Raw genomic sequence first — 16,143 nt, forward strand, 5'->3', positions numbered from 1 at the left:
TTCTGCGTTCTCCCGTCCGTTCAACCATCAGCGGAGGAGAACCACTCATATGAGTCCATCCGACCAGTTCCTGAGCGAGAACGAGCGCGTCAATGACGCCACCATCGAACAGCTGCCGGCGTCACACAAAGTGTATGTGATAGGCAGCCGCCCGGACCTGCGCGTCCCCATGCGTGAGATCCAGTTGAGTCCGACTGATACTGCCGAGGGTCCTGAGCCCAACGAGCCGCTGCGCGTCTATGATACCGCCGGTCCCTACACCGACCCGGAGGCTGTCATCGATCTGCGTCAGGGGCTGACCCCGCTGCGTGCTGGCTGGATTGATGAGCGCAGGGACACGCAGCACCTGTCGCAGTTCAGCTCTGAGACAACCCGTCAGCGCCTGCGCGATCCCAGGCGGGATGCCTTCCGTTTCGGACACCCGCCCAAACCACGGGTGGCCCATGACGGTGGCAATGTGAGCCAGATGCACTACGCACGTCAGGGCACGATCACCGCGGAGATGGAGTTCATCGCTATCCGCGAGGGCGTCGAGCCGGAGTTCGTGCGTGATGAAGTGGCGCGGGGGCGTGCCATTATCCCCAACAACATTAATCACCCGGAATCCGAGCCCATGATCATCGGGCGCAACTTCCTGGTGAAGGTCAATGCCAACATCGGCAACTCGGCAGTGACTTCCTCCATTGAGGAAGAGGTGGGCAAGCTGACCTGGGCGATCCGATGGGGAGCGGATACCATTATGGATCTGTCTACCGGCAAGGATATTCATGAAACCCGTGAATGGCTTCTGCGCAACTCACCGGTACCGGTAGGGACAGTGCCCATCTACCAGGCGCTGGAGAAGGTGGACGGGGCGGCTGAAGACCTGACCTGGGAGCTGTTCCGCGACACCCTGATCGAGCAGGCGGAGCAGGGCGTGGACTACTTCACCATCCACGCCGGGGTGCGTCTGCACCATGTTCCCATGACGGCGGAGCGGACCACCGGCATTGTTTCCCGTGGTGGTGCCATCATGGCCAAGTGGTGTCTGGCCCGCCACGAGGAGAGCTTTCTCTACACTCACTTCAGCGAGATCTGCGAGCTGATGAAGGCCTATGACGTGGCCTTTTCGCTGGGTGATGGGCTGCGGCCGGGTTCTATTGCGGATGCCAATGACCGCCCCCAGTTCGCGGAGCTGGAGACGCTGGGCGAGCTCACAAAGATTGCTTGGGCGCATGATGTGCAGTGCATGATCGAGGGGCCAGGCCATGTCCCCATGCATCTCATCAAGGAGAACATGGAGCGCCAGCTCGAGTGCTGTGATGAGGCGCCGTTTTACACCCTGGGGCCGCTGACAACGGATATTGCGCCGGGCTATGATCACATCACCTCCGGGATTGGCGCGGCCATGATCGGCTGGTATGGTTGCGCCATGCTCTGCTATGTGACGCCAAAAGAGCATCTGGGCCTGCCCAACCGCGAGGACGTGAAGGAAGGGTTGATGGCTTACCGCATCGCGGCGCACGCGGCGGACCTGGCCAAAGGCCATCCCGGTGCCCAGCGCCGTGATGACGCGCTTTCAAAGTCGCGCTTCGAGTTCCGCTGGGAGGACCAGTTCAACCTCGGCCTGGACCCCGAACGGGCTCGTGCCTATCACGATGAGACCCTGCCCAAGGATTCGGCGAAGGTGGCGCACTTCTGCTCCATGTGCGGGCCGAAGTTCTGTTCCATGAAAATCTCACAGGAAGTGCGTGACTACGCGCGCGAGCATGGACTGACCGATGAGGCAGCGCTGCGCGAGGGAATGGCGGACAAGTCCGAGGAGTTCCGGGAACAGGGAGGTGATCTGTACCACGAAATCTGAAAGCGAAGAGGCCCTGATGGCAGAGCTGGACAGTACCTTTGATCATGATGACGTGACCATCGAGTCCGATGAGCCACTCTATCAGGGCTTTTTTCAGCTGCGCGGGCTGCGGTTCCAGCACCGCCTTTTCGGCGGTGGCTGGAGCCCATCCATGCACCGCGAGATTTTCTGGCGCGACAACTGCACCTGTGTGCTGCCCTACGATCCCTGGCGCGATGAGGTGGTGCTTCTGGAGCAGTTCCGGGCCGGCGCACTGGGGCGTGACGCCTCGCCATGGTTGCTCGAAGTCGTTGCAGGCATCAATGAGCCGGGTGACGATGGTGAAACAACCGCACGACGGGAAGCAGAAGAGGAAGCGGGGCTGACACTGGGGCATGTAGAGAGGATCTGTGACTACCTTGTCTCGCCCGGTGGTACCAACGAGCTGGTGCACCTCTATGGGGGCTGTGTGGATGCCACCGGCGCTGGCGGAATCCACGGTCTGGAGCATGAGAACGAGGACATCCGCGTCCAGTCTCTTGCCTTTGAGGCCGCCATGGAAGGGCTGCGCTCCGGTCACATCTGGAACGCGCCAGCGATTATGGCGTTGCAGTGGCTGGCGCTGAACCGTGAGCGGCTGCGTGATGAGTGGAGGGGGAGCTGATGGTGCAGCGATATGTACCTGACCTGACCCGCTTCGCGGCGGTGTGTGAGGCCAATTACCATCGGCTGAGCCATCTGGAGCGCCTGGGTCCTGACGCGGACTCCGATGTGTTCTTCCATCTCCGTGACGGTAGCCGCCACCTGGGGGATGTTCACCTGTGCCGGCTGGAAAAGGCCCGGTTTACCGAAACTTGGTATCTCGAGCAGGTGGCGAACAACGGCCGCTGGCTCAATGACCCGCGAATGACGGTGCGTGCTTACCATGATGTGGGCATGCTGGAGGTGATGAGCTGCTTCCGCCATGGCCGGATCCGCGCCGTCAATCCCTACCCGAACGCCCGTATGCATCTGCCGGACGAAAAACTGCAGATCAATCTGTTCCTCGCGGACTGGCTGGACTTCTGTCTTAAATTCGGGCAAGCGGCTGATATGGATTCGGTCTGGAGTATGGAATCCTGAACCCGTGATGACGATCGCTGAATCCGGCAGGCAATCAGGCTGTAACTTCGTTATATTGAGAGCATAGTGACCAAGGGAGCCCAAAGCCACTATGGATGCCTCCGCGGAGCCCCTGCATGTGCTGCAGATCACGGATCCCCATTTGATGGAGGATCCCGAGGGTCTATTGCTCGGTATAAATACACGCCAGACGCTTGATGCCGTCCTGGCGCACGTTCGTTCGCACTACGGGCAGCCTGATCTGGTGCTGGCAACCGGCGATATTTCGCAGGATGGCAGCGAAGCCGCCTATCAGCACTTCCGGGAACGCACGTCCTTTTTCGAGGGGCCGGTGTTCTGGTTTGCCGGAAACCATGACGCTGTGCCCGCAATGAAGCGGGCAATCGGCGGTACCCGCTCTGCGCAACGACGTTATCGTGGTCACGGGTGGCAGCTGATTTTTCTGGATTCATCCGTGCCTGAACAGGTGCATGGGCGGTTGGGGGAGGGTGAGCTGGCTTATCTGGAGGCCTGCCTCTGTGAGCATCCGGAGGATCATGCCCTGATCTGTCTGCATCATCATCCGGTACAGATCGGGGCTGAATGGATGAATGCCATCGGTCTTCAGGATCATGAGGCTTTCTTTGAGGTGTTGGCTCGTCATCCCCAGGTGCGTGGGCTGATCTGGGGGCATATCCACCAACAGCTGGACCAGGAGGACAGTGGTCGGCGTTTGCTTGCCTCGCCCTCCACCTGCGTGCAGTTCCTGCCGGAATCAGAGTCCTTTGCGGTGGATACAGCGCCCCCGGGATACCGCTGGCTGATGCTCTATCCGGATGGGCGGATCCATACTGGAGTGGAACGCATCGCCGATGCTAACTACGGACTGGAAGTCGACAGCGTTGGCTACTGAAGAGCCTGATCTGATCTATCTCCACGGTTTCCGCAGCGCGCCTTCCTCGGAAAAGGCGCGGGAGCTGGAGGCGTGGCTGCATGAAACCGGCTACCGCGGTCACTGGTTCATTCCCCAGCTGGCAACCACCCCCGGCGAGGTAGAAGCACAGCTGGCTGAGCTCATTGAGTGCGTACCCGGGAAAGGACCCGGTCTGATCGGCAGTTCACTGGGAGGCTTCTTCGCCATGGTGATGGCGGAGCGTTATGGTCTTTCAGCGGTGCTTATCAATCCGGCAGCCTATCCCTACCGCCTGATGGAAGAGTCGCTGGGCGAGCACACCAATCTCTACACCGGTGAGCGTTTTGACGTAACGCAGGAACACGTGCAGCAGCTCCAGGCCATGGATCCGGGAACGCTATCCCATCCCGAGCGCCTGATGGTGATGCTGGAAACCGGTGACGAAACCCTGGACTATCGCCAGGCCGGCGAAAGGTTTGCGGCCAGCAGGCTGGTTGTTCATGAGGGGGGCAACCACCGATACAGCCGGTTCCATACTGAGTTGCCCCTGATGCTGGACTTTCTGCGCCGGGATCAGTAATTGCAGTAGACCGCGATGCCGATATCGCGGAAGTTCTGCGCCATTTCCTCCAGGTCGTAATGGGTCAGGCCAGTGTGGATGAGCACATCCTGCTCCATACGCTGCCATTCGTTATCCACCTCCTGTCGGCCCAGAATTGAGAAGTTGCCGCAGATGTGTTCAGCGATCTTGAGCGTGGCCAACAGCGTCTTGCGCTCCTGAGCCCGGGTCCCCGTCTGGGCAAAGACCTGCTGTACGTTGTGGTGTTCGGCGATGACCTCGCAGAGGTGGCGCGGCAGATTCCAGGACTTGGCTACGTAATAGCCGACAACCGCGTGGTTGGTGTTCAGAGTCCGGTTCTCAACGTCGATCAGGCGCGGTTCTTCGCGGGCGTAGCTTTCCATCATGACGTCTTCGTAGTCGGGGAAGCGTTCCATCATCAGCGGAATGCCGGCATTGTGGAACAGCCCGAGCGCGTAGGATTCATCCGGATTCTTGGCGCCAATCGCACGGGCGACGTGGGCGGAGACCTGGGCGATGTCGGTGGCGGTGTCCCAGAACCGGGTCATGGCCCGGATCGCCTGGTCCGACATTTCGCCCTTGATGCTCAGGCCGTTGATGATGTTGATGACCGTGGTCGGTCCGAGCAGGGCCACGGCCTGTTCAATGGATGAGATCTGGTTGCTGTGCTGGAGGAAGGGCGAGTTCACGAACTTCAGCATCATTCCGGACAGTGAGACGTCCTGGCGGATCAGCTTGGCAATCTGATCAATATCCGGATCCGGCATTGCCTGCTCCATCTGCAGGTCCACCATGATCTGGGGTTGCGGTGGAATGCGGATGCCCTGAAGGACATTGTGGATCTGTTCGTCGGTCAGTTCCGCGGGCATGATGACTTCTTCCTGTCAGCTTTTGCTGCCCCGAGCCTAGCGTACCAGGCTCGGACAGGCTGTAACCGTTTGTTCAGACTATTCCTGCTCTGGGGTCTTAGCGCGTCTGCAGGTCCATGATGGGCCAGCCCCGGTGACGGGCAACGTCCCGCAGCGCCGGATCCGGGTTGGTGGCGACCGGGTTGGGCACGGTTTCCAGTAGCGGCAGATCGTTGCGGGAATCGCTGTAGAAGTGGCTTCCATCCAGGGTATCGCTGCGCTTGAGCAGCCATTCCTCAAGGCGCGTGATCTTACCATCCCGGAAACAGGGGGTACCGGCGACCCGGCCGGTGAAGGCACCCTCTACGACCTCTGGCTCGGTGGCGATCAGATTGGGAATACCCAGCCGCGCCGCGATAGGCTCGGTGACGAAACGGTTGGTCGCAGTGATGATGACCAGGGTTTCACCGCGTTCCCGATGGCGGTTGATAAGGGCTTCGGCGGCGGGCTCGATCATGGGCTCAACGCGTTCCTGCATGAATCGTTCCCGCAGCTGCCTGAGCGTGGCCAGCTCCTGACTGGCGAGCGGCTCCAGGGCAAAGGCCAGGTATTGTTCAATGTCGAGGCGCCCGGCTTCGTAATCGCGATAGAACTGGTCATTGCGTTGGCGGTAGCGCTCACCGTCCACCACTCCGGCGTCGATCAGGAACTGGCCCCAGGCATGGTCGCTGTCGCCGTTGAGAAGGGTGTTGTCCAGGTCAAAGATGGCGAGTGTCACGGGTTATCCAGCCTCCGGGAAAATGTCGGCTCCAAGGATATCACAAACAGCGCAGAGGCCGGTCCGGCAGCGCCATGGGGCCGAGTGCCGTTTGCTCATGGGGTATCAATTCTGGAAGAATGGCTTTAACTTACATATAAAAGATAAATAACAAACAGGGGTGTTGCCGTGATTGACTCCGACGGATTCAGACCGAATGTCGGAATCATGCTGGCGAACCACCGGGGGGAGTTGCTCTGGGCCAGGCGCATTGGCCAGGACGCCTGGCAGTTTCCACAGGGAGGCATCAATGAGGATGAGACACCGGAGCAGGCCCTCTATCGCGAACTGATGGAGGAGATCGGCCTGGAATCATCGGATGTCCGGATCATCACCACAACCCGGGGCTGGCTCAGATACCGCCTGCCTCGTCGTATGGTCCGCAGGGACTCACGCCCGGTGTGTGTTGGCCAGAAACAGAAATGGTTCCTTCTCGAAATGCTCTCACCTGATGCGCGGGTGCGGGTTGATCGCAGCTACAAGCCTGAATTCGACGGCTGGCAGTGGGTCAGCTACTGGTACCCGCTGGGGCAGGTGGTGTCGTTCAAGCGCGAAGTTTACCGCAAGGCGCTGAGGGAACTGGCGCCCGGGGTATTCAGGCTACAGTCAAAGGGGCAACCTCCGGCCCGCCAGGAAAGCTGACCGACTATGACCACAATGCTCAGCACGCTCCGCAGCATCGTCCAGGAACTGAATGGAATCAATAATCTTCAGGAGGCTCTGGACACCATAGCGGCACGTGTCCAGACCGCCATGAAGACCGAGGTCTGCTCGGTCTACCTCTATGACGACAAATCCGGCTGCTATGTGCTCAAAGCCACCGAGGGGCTCTACAAGTCCGCCGTTGGTCAGGTCCGTATAGCGCCCTCGGAAGGACTCGTGGGGCTGGTCGGGGTGCGGGAGGAACCCATCAATCTGGAGGATGCCCAGAAGCATCCGCGCAACCGCTATTTCCCGGAAACCGGCGAGGAACGCTTTGGTTCGTTCCTGGGTGTTCCCATTATCCATCATCGTCGGGTTCTGGGCGTGATTGTTGTCCAGGAGACCCAGAATACCCGCCGCTTCGACGAGGGCGAGGAAGCCTTTCTGGTGACCATCTCCGCCCAGCTCGCCGGGGTCATTGCCCACAGCGAGGCGACCGGCGCGATCGGCGGTATCTCGGTCAGTGGCGATCAGGCCCGGGATGTGGCCTTCAGTGGTGTTGCCGGTGCTCAGGGCGTGGCCATTGGAACCGGGGTCGTGGTATTCCCGCCCGCCGATCTGGATTCGGTGCCGGATAAACGCTGTGACAATGTGGAGGCGGAAATCGAGCGCTTCCGCGCTGCCGTCTCCGCGGTGAGGGAAGACGTGGAGCAGGTGGGCGAGCGCCTTGCGCCCAAGCTGAGGCCGGAGGAGCAGGCGCTGTTTGAGGTCTATCTGCGCATGCTTCACGACCATGCGCTCCCCGGGGAGGTGGAAAACCGCATCCGTGAGGGGCTCTGGGCGCCGAGTGGGCTCAAGGCGGTGGTGAACCAGTATGTTCGCCACTTTGAGATGATGGGTGATCACTACCTGCGTGAGCGGGCGGTGGACATACGGGATCTGGGGCGCCGCCTGCTGTCCCATCTGCAGGAAGGGGAATCCAGGACGCCGGAATACCCGGAACGCACGATTCTGGTGAGTGATGAGCTCACGCCCGCGATGCTGGGCGAAGTCCCCCAGGGGCAGCTCGTCGGCATGGTGTCGGTGCGGGGCTCCGGTAATTCCCATGTTGCGATCCTGGCCCGCGCCATGGGCGTGCCTACGGTCATGGGCCTGGTGGATATCCCCGTGGCGCAGCTGGATGGTCGGGAGCTGATTGTTGACGGCTACGAGGGACAGATTTTCGCCTCGCCCTCCAACGAGCTCAAGGCGTTCTTCGAGTCCATCATTGAGGAAGAACAGGAGCTGGTGAAGGGCCTGGAGGAGCTGCGCGACAAGCCCTGTGAGACCCTGGATGGCCATCGCATTCCGCTGTTCGTGAACACGGGGCTGATCACGGATGTGGTGCGCTCGCTCAGCCATGGCGCGGAAGGCATAGGTCTATACCGCACTGAAGTGCCGTTCATGATCAATGAACGGTTTCCTTCCGAGCAGGAGCAGAAAGCCTATTACCGTGAGCAGCTTGAGGCCTTCGCCCCGTCGGAAGTAACCATGCGGACGCTCGATATTGGTGGTGACAAGGCGCTGACCTATTTCCCGATTGTTGAGGAAAATCCCTTCCTCGGCTGGCGCGGCATCCGGGTCACGTTGGATCACCCGGAGGTTTTCCTCGTCCAGATCCGCGCGATGATCAAGGCCAGCGAGGGGCTGGATAATCTGCGGATCATGCTGCCAATGATCAGCAACGTTTCCGAGATCGAGGAGGCGCAGCACCTGATTTACCGCGCCTGGCACGAGGTGCGCGATGAGGGCTATCAGCTGGTGATGCCGCAGGTGGGGGTCATGATTGAGATCCCCGCCGCGGTGTATCAGGTGCGCGAGATAGCGGCGCGGGTGGATTTTGTCTCCGTGGGCTCGAACGACCTGACCCAGTACCTGCTGGCAGTGGACCGCAATAACCCGCGGGTTGCCAGCCTCTATCATTCCTATCACCCGGCGGTGCTCCAGGCGCTGTGTCAGGTGGCGCAGGATTGTCACGATGTGGGTAAGCCCGTCAGTATCTGTGGCGAGCTGGCAGGTGACCCGGGAGGCGCTATACTGCTGCTGGCAATGGGGTATGATGCGCTCTCCATGAACGCGTCCAATCTGCCCCGTATCAAGTCAGTGATCCGGGGCATCGATATGGATATGGCGCGGGGACTGCTGGCAGAAGTACTGGCTCTGGACTCGCCCCATGTAATCCGAAGCTGCGTGGAGCTTGCCCTGCGTAAAGCAGGAATAGGTCGTTTTATCCGCCCGGAGCGCAGTGGTTCTGGAGCACGGGAACTGGCAACCTCGCAGGAGTGAGTGATGGCTCAATGTTACTCTGTTTCTAGTATGTGTACTCTAGAAGACGCCGTTAGTCTTGAGTAAGCAGTCAGGGTAAGGGGTGATCCATGGAAATACAGTCGCGCAGATCCGCTGATCGCCCGGAAGGGCCCCGGATCGGGCTGGCGCTTGGCGGGGGCGGTCCGCTCGGCGGTATCTACGAGATCGGGGCACTCCGTGCGCTGGATGAAGCGCTGGACGGCGTCGATTTCAATGACCTCTACGTCTATGTGGGGGTGAGCGCCGGCTCCTTCGTGGCGGCTAACCTGGCCAACCAGATGACCACGGCTCAGCTTTGCCGGATCTTTGTGAAGAACGAAGCTGACGTGCACCCGTTCCACCCGGAGGTGTTCTACCGGCCGGCATTCAGGGAGTACCTGCGCCGTGCCCTCGCGGTTCCCGGTCTGCTTCGCGAGGCCCTGGGCCGTTTCGCCAGCAACCCCTACGACCAGAGCCTTCTGGATGCTCTTACGGTCCTGACTCAGGTGGCGCCGGCAGGCCTTTTCGACAATACCGGTCTGCATGAGTACCTGCGTCGCGCTTTCAGTATGCTGGGGCGGAGCAATGATTTCCGGCAGCTGCGCCACCGGCTTTACATCATCGCCGCTGATCTGGAGAGCAGCGAAGCGGTGAGGCTGGGCGCGCCCGGCTTCGATCACGTGCCCATCTCCCGGGCGGTCCAGGCCAGTATCGCATCGCCGGGGGTGTATCTGCCGGTGGAGATCGACGGGCGCTTCTATGTCGATGGCACGCTGCGCAAGGGGTTGCATGCCTCCGTTGCGCTGGAGGATGGCGCGGATCTGGTGCTTGCCATCAATCCTCTGGTGCCCATTGATGCCAGCGCGGCAGTGCGCGCCGGAACCATGAATGCCGGGGCGCTGACGGATTCAGGCATGCCTAATATTCTGGGCCAGACTTTCCGGACCATGGTCTACTCGCGCATGGAGTCGGGTGTTGCCCAGTATGCGGATCAGTATCCGGATTCGGACATCGCGCTGTTCCAGCCGGAGCGTGATGACGCCAAGCTGTTCTTCTCCAATGTGTTCAGTTTCCAGTCCCGGCGTATGGTGTGCGAACATGCCTACCAGATGACACGGCGGGATCTGCTGCGCCGCGCCGATGAGCTGGAAAAACAACTGGCGCCCTACGGCATCAAGCTCAACCGCGGTATTCTGGCAGACGAACAGCGAACCATCAGCACCAGCCTCTATGGCGAGATGCTGCCGGTGTTCGTGGCACAGGAAGGAAAGCGCCGGAGCCGTTTTGGCTCCGGTGTGGAGCAGGTGTCGGGGCTGATCAACAGCGCCCGACAGATGCTCTGAGCCCAGCCGTTAAGGCTGCCAATTACAGGATGTAGCGGCTGAGATCCTGATCCTCGGCCAGCTCGCCCAGCTGCTCATTCACATAATCCGCTGTGACTTCGAAGTCGCTGGTGATCTGATCCCCGGCGTCAAAAGAGACGTCGTCCAGCAGCTTCTCCATCACGGTGTGCAGCCGGCGGGCGCCGATGTTCTCGGTGCTTTCATTGACCTTCCAGGCAATCTCTGCGAGATGGTCGATGGCCTCTTCCGTAAAGGTCAGATTGACGCCCTCCGCGCTCATCAGGGCTTCGTACTGGGCCACCAGCGAGGCGCGCGGTTCTGTCAGGATGCGCTTGAAATCGCCCGGCGTCAGCGCCTTGAGTTCCACCCGGATGGGCAGCCGCCCCTGGAGTTCAGGTATCAGATCCGAGGGCTTGGTCAGATGGAAGGCACCGGAGGCGATGAACAGGATATGATCCGTGTGCACCATGCCGTATTTGGTGCTGACGGTGCTGCCCTCGATCAGCGGTAGCAGGTCGCGTTGGACACCCTCACGGGAAACGTCCGAAGACCCCTGTGAGTCGCTCTTCTTGGCGACCTTGTCCAGCTCATCGAGAAAGACAATGCCGTTCTGTTCAACCACCTGAATGGCGCGCTGCTTGATCTCCTCTTCGTTGATCAGCTGGGCGGCCTCTTCCTCACGGACCTGATCATAGGCATCCGCCACGCGCATGCGCTGCGTCTTGCTCTTGTCATTGCCCATACTGGAGAACAGGTTCTGGAGCTGGCTGGTCATTTCCTCCATACCCGGTGGCGTCATGATCTCCACACCGCCACTCTGGGCGCTGACCTCGATGTCAATTTCCTTGTCATCCAGCTCGCCTTCGCGCAGTTTCTTGCGGAACATCTGACGGGTGGCGGAGCTGTTGTCCGTCTGGTCTTCGTCTTGGTCGCGCGGCGGGCGCAGCAGAGCATCCAGAATGCGGTCCTCGGCGGCATCCATGGCGCGATCCTGGACCCGTGCCATTTCCTTCTCGCGCAGCAGCGAGACGGCGTTTTCGGTCAGGTCGCGGATGATGGACTCAACATCACGGCCCACATAGCCGACCTCGGTGAACTTGGTGGCCTCGACCTTGATGAAGGGCGCCTCTGCCAGCTTTGCCAGTCGGCGGGCGATTTCGGTCTTACCCACGCCTGTAGGACCAATCATGAGAATGTTCTTGGGCGTGATCTCTTCCTGGATGTCGGTGTCTGCCTGCATGCGACGCCAGCGGTTGCGCAGCGCAATGGCGACGGAGCGCTTGGCTTCGTCCTGACCGACGATGTGGCGGTTGAGTTCGTCAACAATTTCCCGGGGGGTCATGCCTGCCATGGAATCTCCTGTCAGTCGCTGGGTTCGATGACTTCCAGCGCACGGTTATGGTTGGTGTAGACACAGATGTCGGCGGCAATATCCAGACCTTTCTCGGTGATCTCGCGCGCCGTGAGCTGAGAGGTCTCAAGCATGGCTCGGGCGGCCGCCTGGGCATAGGGGCCGCCGGAACCCATGGCGATCAGGCTTTCCTCGGGCTCGACTACATCGCCGTTGCCGGTGATGATCAGCGAGGTTTCAGCATCCGCCACTGCCAGCATGGCTTCAAGCCGCCGTAGGGCCCGGTCTGTGCGCCAGTCCTTGGCGAGTTCGACAGCCGCGCGTGTGAGATTACCCTGGTGTTTGTCCAGCTGTGCCTCAAAGCGTTCAAAAAGGGTGAATGCGTCCGCTGTTCCGCCTGCAAAGCCGGCGAGGACACGGTTGTTGTACAGCCGTCTTATTTTGCGGGCGTTTCCTTTCATGACGGTATCGCCGAGGGACACCTGGCCGTCGCCGCCCATGGCGACTTCGCCGTCACGGCGTACTGAGAGGATGGTTGTCATGGATGCTCCCGTGGTTGCCGGGTTTTGGGGTTTACCCTGAAGTGGGGGCGCGGGATTGGCATTTCAAGGAGTCGGTTCAGGCGCTCAGCCCTCATCCTCGGCCTCACGCCGGCGCACGAGTGGCTGTATATTGATTTCAACAAGCCGGTCCACGGCCTGGTTCATGCGGCTACGGGAATCAAAGGGGCCGACCATAACGCGGTACCAGACGCCACCGTCATCCACGCTGACCTCGCTGATACGGGCTCTCAGCCCCTGGAATCCCACCTGTGCGCGCTGGCGTTCAGCGTCTTCCCGGGTCTGGAATGAGCCGGCCTGGAGGATGTATTCCAGATTGCGTTCGCTCTCCGATTCATCCGGCCGATAGGCTTCAATGTCCGGGGTGGCGACCTCTGAATCCGGCAGCATTTCGTAGAATTTGAAATCAGGCGCCTCCCCGTCGCGGTCTTTTTCCGGTGTCTTCTCAGGGCCGGTGGTTGTCTGTGGTTGGCGTTCGCCGCCTTCAGGGTCCAGTGAATCCAGGTAGACCAGGAAACCTGCGAACCCTGAAAGAAGGGCGACGGGGATCAGCCAGCGCAGGGATTTGGTCTCTTTCTTTTGCGCCATTACGGATTCCCTTACATGGATTCCGGCGCGTTAACGCCTAGAAGCTCCAGGCCATTTGCCAGCACCTGCTGGACCGCCAGAGACAGGGCCACGCGGGCCTGGCTTAGCGATTCATCGGCCACCAGAACCTTGTGCGCGTTGTAGTAGCTGTGGAAATGACCGGCCAGGTCGCGCAGGTAGTGGGTGAGCTGGTGCGGTTCCAGAGCTTCGGCGGCTTTGCCCAGCAGCTCCGGGTAACGCGCCATCTGGGCAGCGATGTCTTTTTCCTCTTCCAGCTCCAGCTGCTCCAGAAGTTGTGGCTCCGGGGTGATCCGGGTTTCGAGACCCTGGCTGCGCATTTTCTCCAGCATGCTGCAGACCCGGGCATGGGCATACTGGATGTAATAGACTGGATTATCTTTGCTTTCGGATTTGGCCAGCTCCAGATCGAAGTCCATGTGCTGCTCGGCCTTGCGCGTAACGTAGAAGAAACGCGCCGCATCCTTACCCACCTCGTCTCGCAGTTCGCGCAGGCTAACGAAGGAGCCGCTGCGGGTGGACATGGAAAGCCGTTCGCTGCCGCGATAGAGAATCGCGAACTGCACCAGCTGGATGTCCAGCCGCTCGGAGTCCACGCCCAGCGCCTCAATGGCACCGCGAACCCGGGCCATGTAGCCGTGGTGGTCTGCTCCCCAGACGTTGATGACCTTGTCAAAGCCGCGCTCAAATTTATTCAGGTGGTACGCGATGTCTGAGGCGAAGTAGGTGGTATCACCATTGTCACGGCGTACCACCCGGTCCTTGTCGTCGCCAAAGGTGGTGGCGCGGAACCAGGTGGCGCCGTTTTCCTCGTACAGGTGGCCGTTGTTTTGCAGGCGTTGCAGTGCGTCCTCAATATCCGGCCGCAGGCTGCGTTCGGAGAACCAGTCGTCAAAGTGAACGCCGAAACCAGCCAGATCCTGTTGGATATCGGTAAGGATGGCGTTGAGGGCCAGATCAAAGACGCGGGCGAAAGCCTGCTCACCGATGAGGGTTCGGGCGCGCTGGACCAGTGCGTCAATATGGGCTTCTTTATCCCCGCCGCCAGGCTCGTCAGCTGGAATGCCATCGAATACGCTCGCGGCGGGATGCTGCAGGTCGTCGCCCTCATCCGTGCGCAGTTGGCGGGCGATCGGCAGGATGTAGTCCCCCTGGTAGCCGTTGGCAGGGAAAGTGAAGGTTTCGCCACCCTGCTCCAGATACCGAAGCCAGACACTGAGCGCGAGAATACTCATCTGGCGGCCGGCGTCATTCACGTAGTACTCGCGGTGAACGCGGTAGCCCACGGCCTCCAGCAGGTCAGAGACACTGGCGCCGTAGGCGGCACCGCGGCCATGGCCCACATGCAGGGGGCCTGTGGGGTTAGCAGAGACGAATTCCACCTGCACCGATTTGTTCTGGCCCAGGTTCTGGCGACCGAACGCCCGCCCCTGCTCGCGGATGGTACGCAGGATATCGAACTGGCTGACGCTGCTGACAAAGAGGTTGATAAAGCCCGGGCCGGCGATTTCAACCTTCCGGATCGAGCTGTCACCAGGCAGTGCCGCTACAATCTTTTCCGCCAGATCCCAGGGGTTCATGCCCGCCGGCTTGGCGGCCTTGAGGGCGACGTTGCTGGCAAAATCGCCGTGGTTACGGTCGCGTGCTGGCTCCACCTCGACGGTGGGGGCGGCTTCGGTGGGGATAACCCCTTCGGCGGTGAGGTTTTCAACAGCGTTTTGGAGCAGGTCGGCGATGCGGTCTTTCATTGGGAACAGGGCCTGGTGTGCGTTTGGGCTTTTAGGTGTCTGCCTGGAAAAGGACGTGGTTGTGTCCGGTCGATGTTGAATGGCGCCATTATCGGTGAATCAGGGGTGAGACTCAATCAGGGGTCATTCAAGGCCATCCGGATTAGTGTCGGTGTCACTGATCTGTAATGGCGCTTTTTCATAGTGATGGAAATTACCGCAAGCTAAGGAGAACCTCTGATGGCCACTGACAACCAAACCCCGGACTCAGGCGTTCAGCCGGATCGCCGGCGCTTTCTCCAGCAGTCGCTGGTGGGCGCGGGCGTCGTTGCTGGTGGGCTTGGCCTATGGGGATGCGGTGCGCCTCGAGCGACAGCGGCCGATAGTGCGCTTGAGCCTGCACGTCTGGCGGAGGCGGCACGACGGCGTACCCGTGCGACTGTAGGGGACACCGAGGTCTGGATTCCATCCGGTACGCGTATCCGCGAGGTGGCACGCAGCGGATCCGCCCCTGTCCCGGGCAGTGATTACCATTGGCATCCGGTGCCAGACGGTGGCGCCACCTTTGCAACAGAGGATGGGGGTTGGATCTATGTGTCCAACAGCGAGGTACGGGCGCCGGAACAGGGCGGCGTCGGGGCTCTTCGCTTCAGCCAGGATGGCGACGTTATCGATGCCTACGGTATCTGTTCCGGTACGCAAGCCAATTGCGCGGGTGGTCCCACGCCCTGGCGGACCTGGCTTACCTGCGAAGAGTATGAGCAGGGACAGGTGTTCGAGTGTGATCCTATGGGTCAGCAGGAGGCGACGGTGCGTCCCGCTCTGGGAACCTTCAAGCACGAGGCGGTGGCGGTTGATCCGGTTAACGGTTATCTTTTTCTGACCGAAGATGAGCCGGATGGTCTGCTCTACCGGTTTACACCGGTACACTGGCCGGAAGGTGATAAACCCGATCTCTCAGAGGGCGTCCTGGAAGCGCTGATAGCCGAATCCGATCCGAGTCGCGAGGAGGTGGTCGTGCGCTGGGAACCGGTACCGGATCCACTGTTCCAGGGTGATACGCCAACGCGCAGGCAGCTCGGTAATGCTACCCGTTTCGATGGCGGCGAGGGCATCTGGTATCACGAGGATCGCATCTTTTTTGCGACCAAGGGTGATAACCGTGTCTGGCTGCTGGAGCCTGGTAGTGATCGGCTTCAGGTGGTCTATGATGGGCAGCGTGGATCACTGGATCCCACCATCGCTGATGTGGATAACGTGACCGTGTCGCAGCGTGGCGAGGTTATTGTGGCCGAGGATGGCCCCGAAATGCGCCTAGTGGTGCTGGGGCCGGATATGATCGCCACGCCAGTGGTGGATTTTGTAGGGCACAGGGACAGCGAGATCTGCGGACCAGCCTTTTCTCCGGATGGTAATCGGCTCTATTTCAGCTCCCAGAGAGGGCAGACCGGGGAGTCGGATGATGGTCGCATCTATGAGCTGAGCGCCATTCTCGGCGTGGTCTGAAT

Annotated in this window: 15 protein-coding genes; 9 read left to right on the top strand and 6 right to left on the bottom strand. The window is 60.5% G+C overall.

Annotated features, from left to right (window positions below):
* Positions 1-49: 49 nt before the first annotated feature.
* The 5 genes from thiC (at position 50) to AAF659_RS10095 (ending at position 4,416) form a co-directional block, all read left to right on the top strand.
* A complete protein-coding gene (gene thiC, locus AAF659_RS10075) occupies positions 50-1,843 on the top strand; it encodes a phosphomethylpyrimidine synthase ThiC (protein WP_349751616.1) in 1,794 nt (597 codons plus the stop codon).
* A 16-nt stretch (positions 1,844-1,859) separates the two neighbouring features.
* Positions 1,860-2,486, top strand: a complete 627-nt coding sequence (locus AAF659_RS10080) for an NUDIX domain-containing protein (RefSeq protein ID WP_349751617.1) — start codon at positions 1,860-1,862, stop codon at positions 2,484-2,486.
* The gene (locus AAF659_RS10085; protein ID WP_349751618.1) at positions 2,486-2,944 is read left to right on the top strand and encodes a DUF1249 domain-containing protein; all 459 of its coding nucleotides are present in this window, start codon (positions 2,486-2,488) and stop codon (positions 2,942-2,944) included. The genes AAF659_RS10080 and AAF659_RS10085 overlap by 1 nt, the downstream gene beginning before the upstream one ends.
* A 91-nt stretch (positions 2,945-3,035) precedes the next feature.
* A complete protein-coding gene (gene cpdA / locus AAF659_RS10090; RefSeq protein ID WP_349751619.1) occupies positions 3,036-3,836 on the top strand; it encodes a 3',5'-cyclic-AMP phosphodiesterase in 801 nt (266 codons plus the stop codon).
* Entirely contained in the window at positions 3,796-4,416 is a 621-nt protein-coding gene (locus AAF659_RS10095) for a YqiA/YcfP family alpha/beta fold hydrolase (protein ID WP_349751620.1), read from the top strand. The genes cpdA and AAF659_RS10095 overlap by 41 nt, the downstream gene beginning before the upstream one ends.
* Here AAF659_RS10095 and AAF659_RS10100 read toward each other — a convergent pair.
* Both AAF659_RS10100 and AAF659_RS10105 read right to left on the bottom strand, forming a co-directional pair.
* Entirely contained in the window at positions 4,410-5,285 is an 876-nt protein-coding gene (locus tag AAF659_RS10100) for an HDOD domain-containing protein (protein ID WP_349751621.1), read from the bottom strand. The two genes, AAF659_RS10095 and AAF659_RS10100, sit on opposite strands and share 7 nt — an antisense overlap.
* A gap of 97 nt (positions 5,286-5,382) precedes the next feature.
* Positions 5,383-6,042 (bottom strand): histidinol-phosphatase, encoded by a 660-nt coding sequence (locus AAF659_RS10105; protein ID WP_349751622.1) that lies wholly within the window; start codon positions 6,040-6,042, stop codon positions 5,383-5,385.
* Between the two features lie 168 nt (positions 6,043-6,210).
* Here AAF659_RS10105 and rppH point away from each other — a divergent pair, with 168 nt between their 5' ends.
* From rppH to AAF659_RS10120, 3 genes are all read left to right on the top strand, one after another.
* Positions 6,211-6,723, top strand: a complete 513-nt coding sequence (gene rppH, locus AAF659_RS10110; protein ID WP_349751623.1) for an RNA pyrophosphohydrolase — start codon at positions 6,211-6,213, stop codon at positions 6,721-6,723.
* 15 nt (positions 6,724-6,738) lie between these two features.
* A complete protein-coding gene (gene ptsP / locus AAF659_RS10115) occupies positions 6,739-9,048 on the top strand; it encodes a phosphoenolpyruvate--protein phosphotransferase (RefSeq protein WP_349751745.1) in 2,310 nt (769 codons plus the stop codon).
* Between the two features lie 89 nt (positions 9,049-9,137).
* Positions 9,138-10,391 (top strand): patatin-like phospholipase family protein, encoded by a 1,254-nt coding sequence (locus tag AAF659_RS10120; protein ID WP_349751624.1) that lies wholly within the window; start codon positions 9,138-9,140, stop codon positions 10,389-10,391.
* A 22-nt stretch (positions 10,392-10,413) separates the two neighbouring features.
* Here the strand turns inward: AAF659_RS10120 and hslU are convergent, their stop codons facing one another.
* The 4 genes from hslU to argS form a co-directional block, all read right to left on the bottom strand.
* On the bottom strand, positions 10,414-11,742 hold the full coding sequence (gene hslU / locus AAF659_RS10125) for an ATP-dependent protease ATPase subunit HslU (RefSeq protein ID WP_349751625.1): 1,329 nt from the start codon (positions 11,740-11,742) through the stop codon (positions 10,414-10,416).
* An 11-nt stretch (positions 11,743-11,753) separates the two neighbouring features.
* Positions 11,754-12,284 carry an ATP-dependent protease subunit HslV gene (hslV, locus tag AAF659_RS10130; protein WP_349751626.1) on the bottom strand — a complete coding sequence of 177 codons (531 nt, stop codon included), beginning with the start codon at positions 12,282-12,284 and terminating at the stop codon, positions 11,754-11,756.
* An 84-nt stretch (positions 12,285-12,368) separates the two neighbouring features.
* Positions 12,369-12,890 carry an SPOR domain-containing protein gene (locus AAF659_RS10135; RefSeq protein WP_349751627.1) on the bottom strand — a complete coding sequence of 174 codons (522 nt, stop codon included), beginning with the start codon at positions 12,888-12,890 and terminating at the stop codon, positions 12,369-12,371.
* A gap of 11 nt (positions 12,891-12,901) precedes the next feature.
* Positions 12,902-14,656: an arginine--tRNA ligase gene (gene argS / locus AAF659_RS10140; RefSeq protein WP_349751628.1), complete on the bottom strand. Its 1,755-nt coding sequence runs from the start codon at positions 14,654-14,656 to the stop codon at positions 12,902-12,904.
* A 219-nt stretch (positions 14,657-14,875) separates the two neighbouring features.
* On the opposite strand from argS, the gene AAF659_RS10145 reads away from it, so the two are divergent.
* A complete protein-coding gene (locus AAF659_RS10145) occupies positions 14,876-16,141 on the top strand; it encodes an alkaline phosphatase PhoX (RefSeq protein WP_349751629.1) in 1,266 nt (421 codons plus the stop codon).
* The last annotated feature ends 2 nt before the right edge of the window (positions 16,142-16,143 follow it).

Origin of the sequence: Salicola sp. Rm-C-2C1-2 (genome assembly GCF_040196175.1) — a bacterium.
Taxonomy (GTDB): Bacteria; Pseudomonadota; Gammaproteobacteria; order Pseudomonadales; family Oleiphilaceae; genus Halospina.

What these genes read in the sequence shown, in the direction of transcription:
- thiC (WP_349751616.1), top strand. Translation starts at nt 50, where the DNA reads ATGAGTCCATCCGACCAGTTCCTGAGCGAGAACGAGCGCGTCAATGAC.
- AAF659_RS10080 (WP_349751617.1), top strand. Translation starts at nt 1,860, where the DNA reads ATGGCAGAGCTGGACAGTACCTTTGATCATGATGACGTGACCATCGAG.
- AAF659_RS10085 (WP_349751618.1), top strand. Translation starts at nt 2,486, where the DNA reads ATGGTGCAGCGATATGTACCTGACCTGACCCGCTTCGCGGCGGTGTGT.
- cpdA (WP_349751619.1), top strand. Translation starts at nt 3,036, where the DNA reads ATGGATGCCTCCGCGGAGCCCCTGCATGTGCTGCAGATCACGGATCCC.
- AAF659_RS10095 (WP_349751620.1), top strand. Translation starts at nt 3,796, where the DNA reads ATGCTAACTACGGACTGGAAGTCGACAGCGTTGGCTACTGAAGAGCCT.
- AAF659_RS10100 (WP_349751621.1), bottom strand. Translation starts at nt 5,285, where the DNA reads ATGCCCGCGGAACTGACCGACGAACAGATCCACAATGTCCTTCAGGGC.
- ptsP (WP_349751745.1), top strand. Translation starts at nt 6,739, where the DNA reads ATGCTCAGCACGCTCCGCAGCATCGTCCAGGAACTGAATGGAATCAAT.
- AAF659_RS10120 (WP_349751624.1), top strand. Translation starts at nt 9,138, where the DNA reads ATGGAAATACAGTCGCGCAGATCCGCTGATCGCCCGGAAGGGCCCCGG.
- hslU (WP_349751625.1), bottom strand. Translation starts at nt 11,742, where the DNA reads ATGGCAGGCATGACCCCCCGGGAAATTGTTGACGAACTCAACCGCCAC.
- hslV (WP_349751626.1), bottom strand. Translation starts at nt 12,284, where the DNA reads ATGACAACCATCCTCTCAGTACGCCGTGACGGCGAAGTCGCCATGGGC.
- AAF659_RS10135 (WP_349751627.1), bottom strand. Translation starts at nt 12,890, where the DNA reads ATGGCGCAAAAGAAAGAGACCAAATCCCTGCGCTGGCTGATCCCCGTC.
- argS (WP_349751628.1), bottom strand. Translation starts at nt 14,656, where the DNA reads ATGAAAGACCGCATCGCCGACCTGCTCCAAAACGCTGTTGAAAACCTC.
- AAF659_RS10145 (WP_349751629.1), top strand. Translation starts at nt 14,876, where the DNA reads ATGGCCACTGACAACCAAACCCCGGACTCAGGCGTTCAGCCGGATCGC.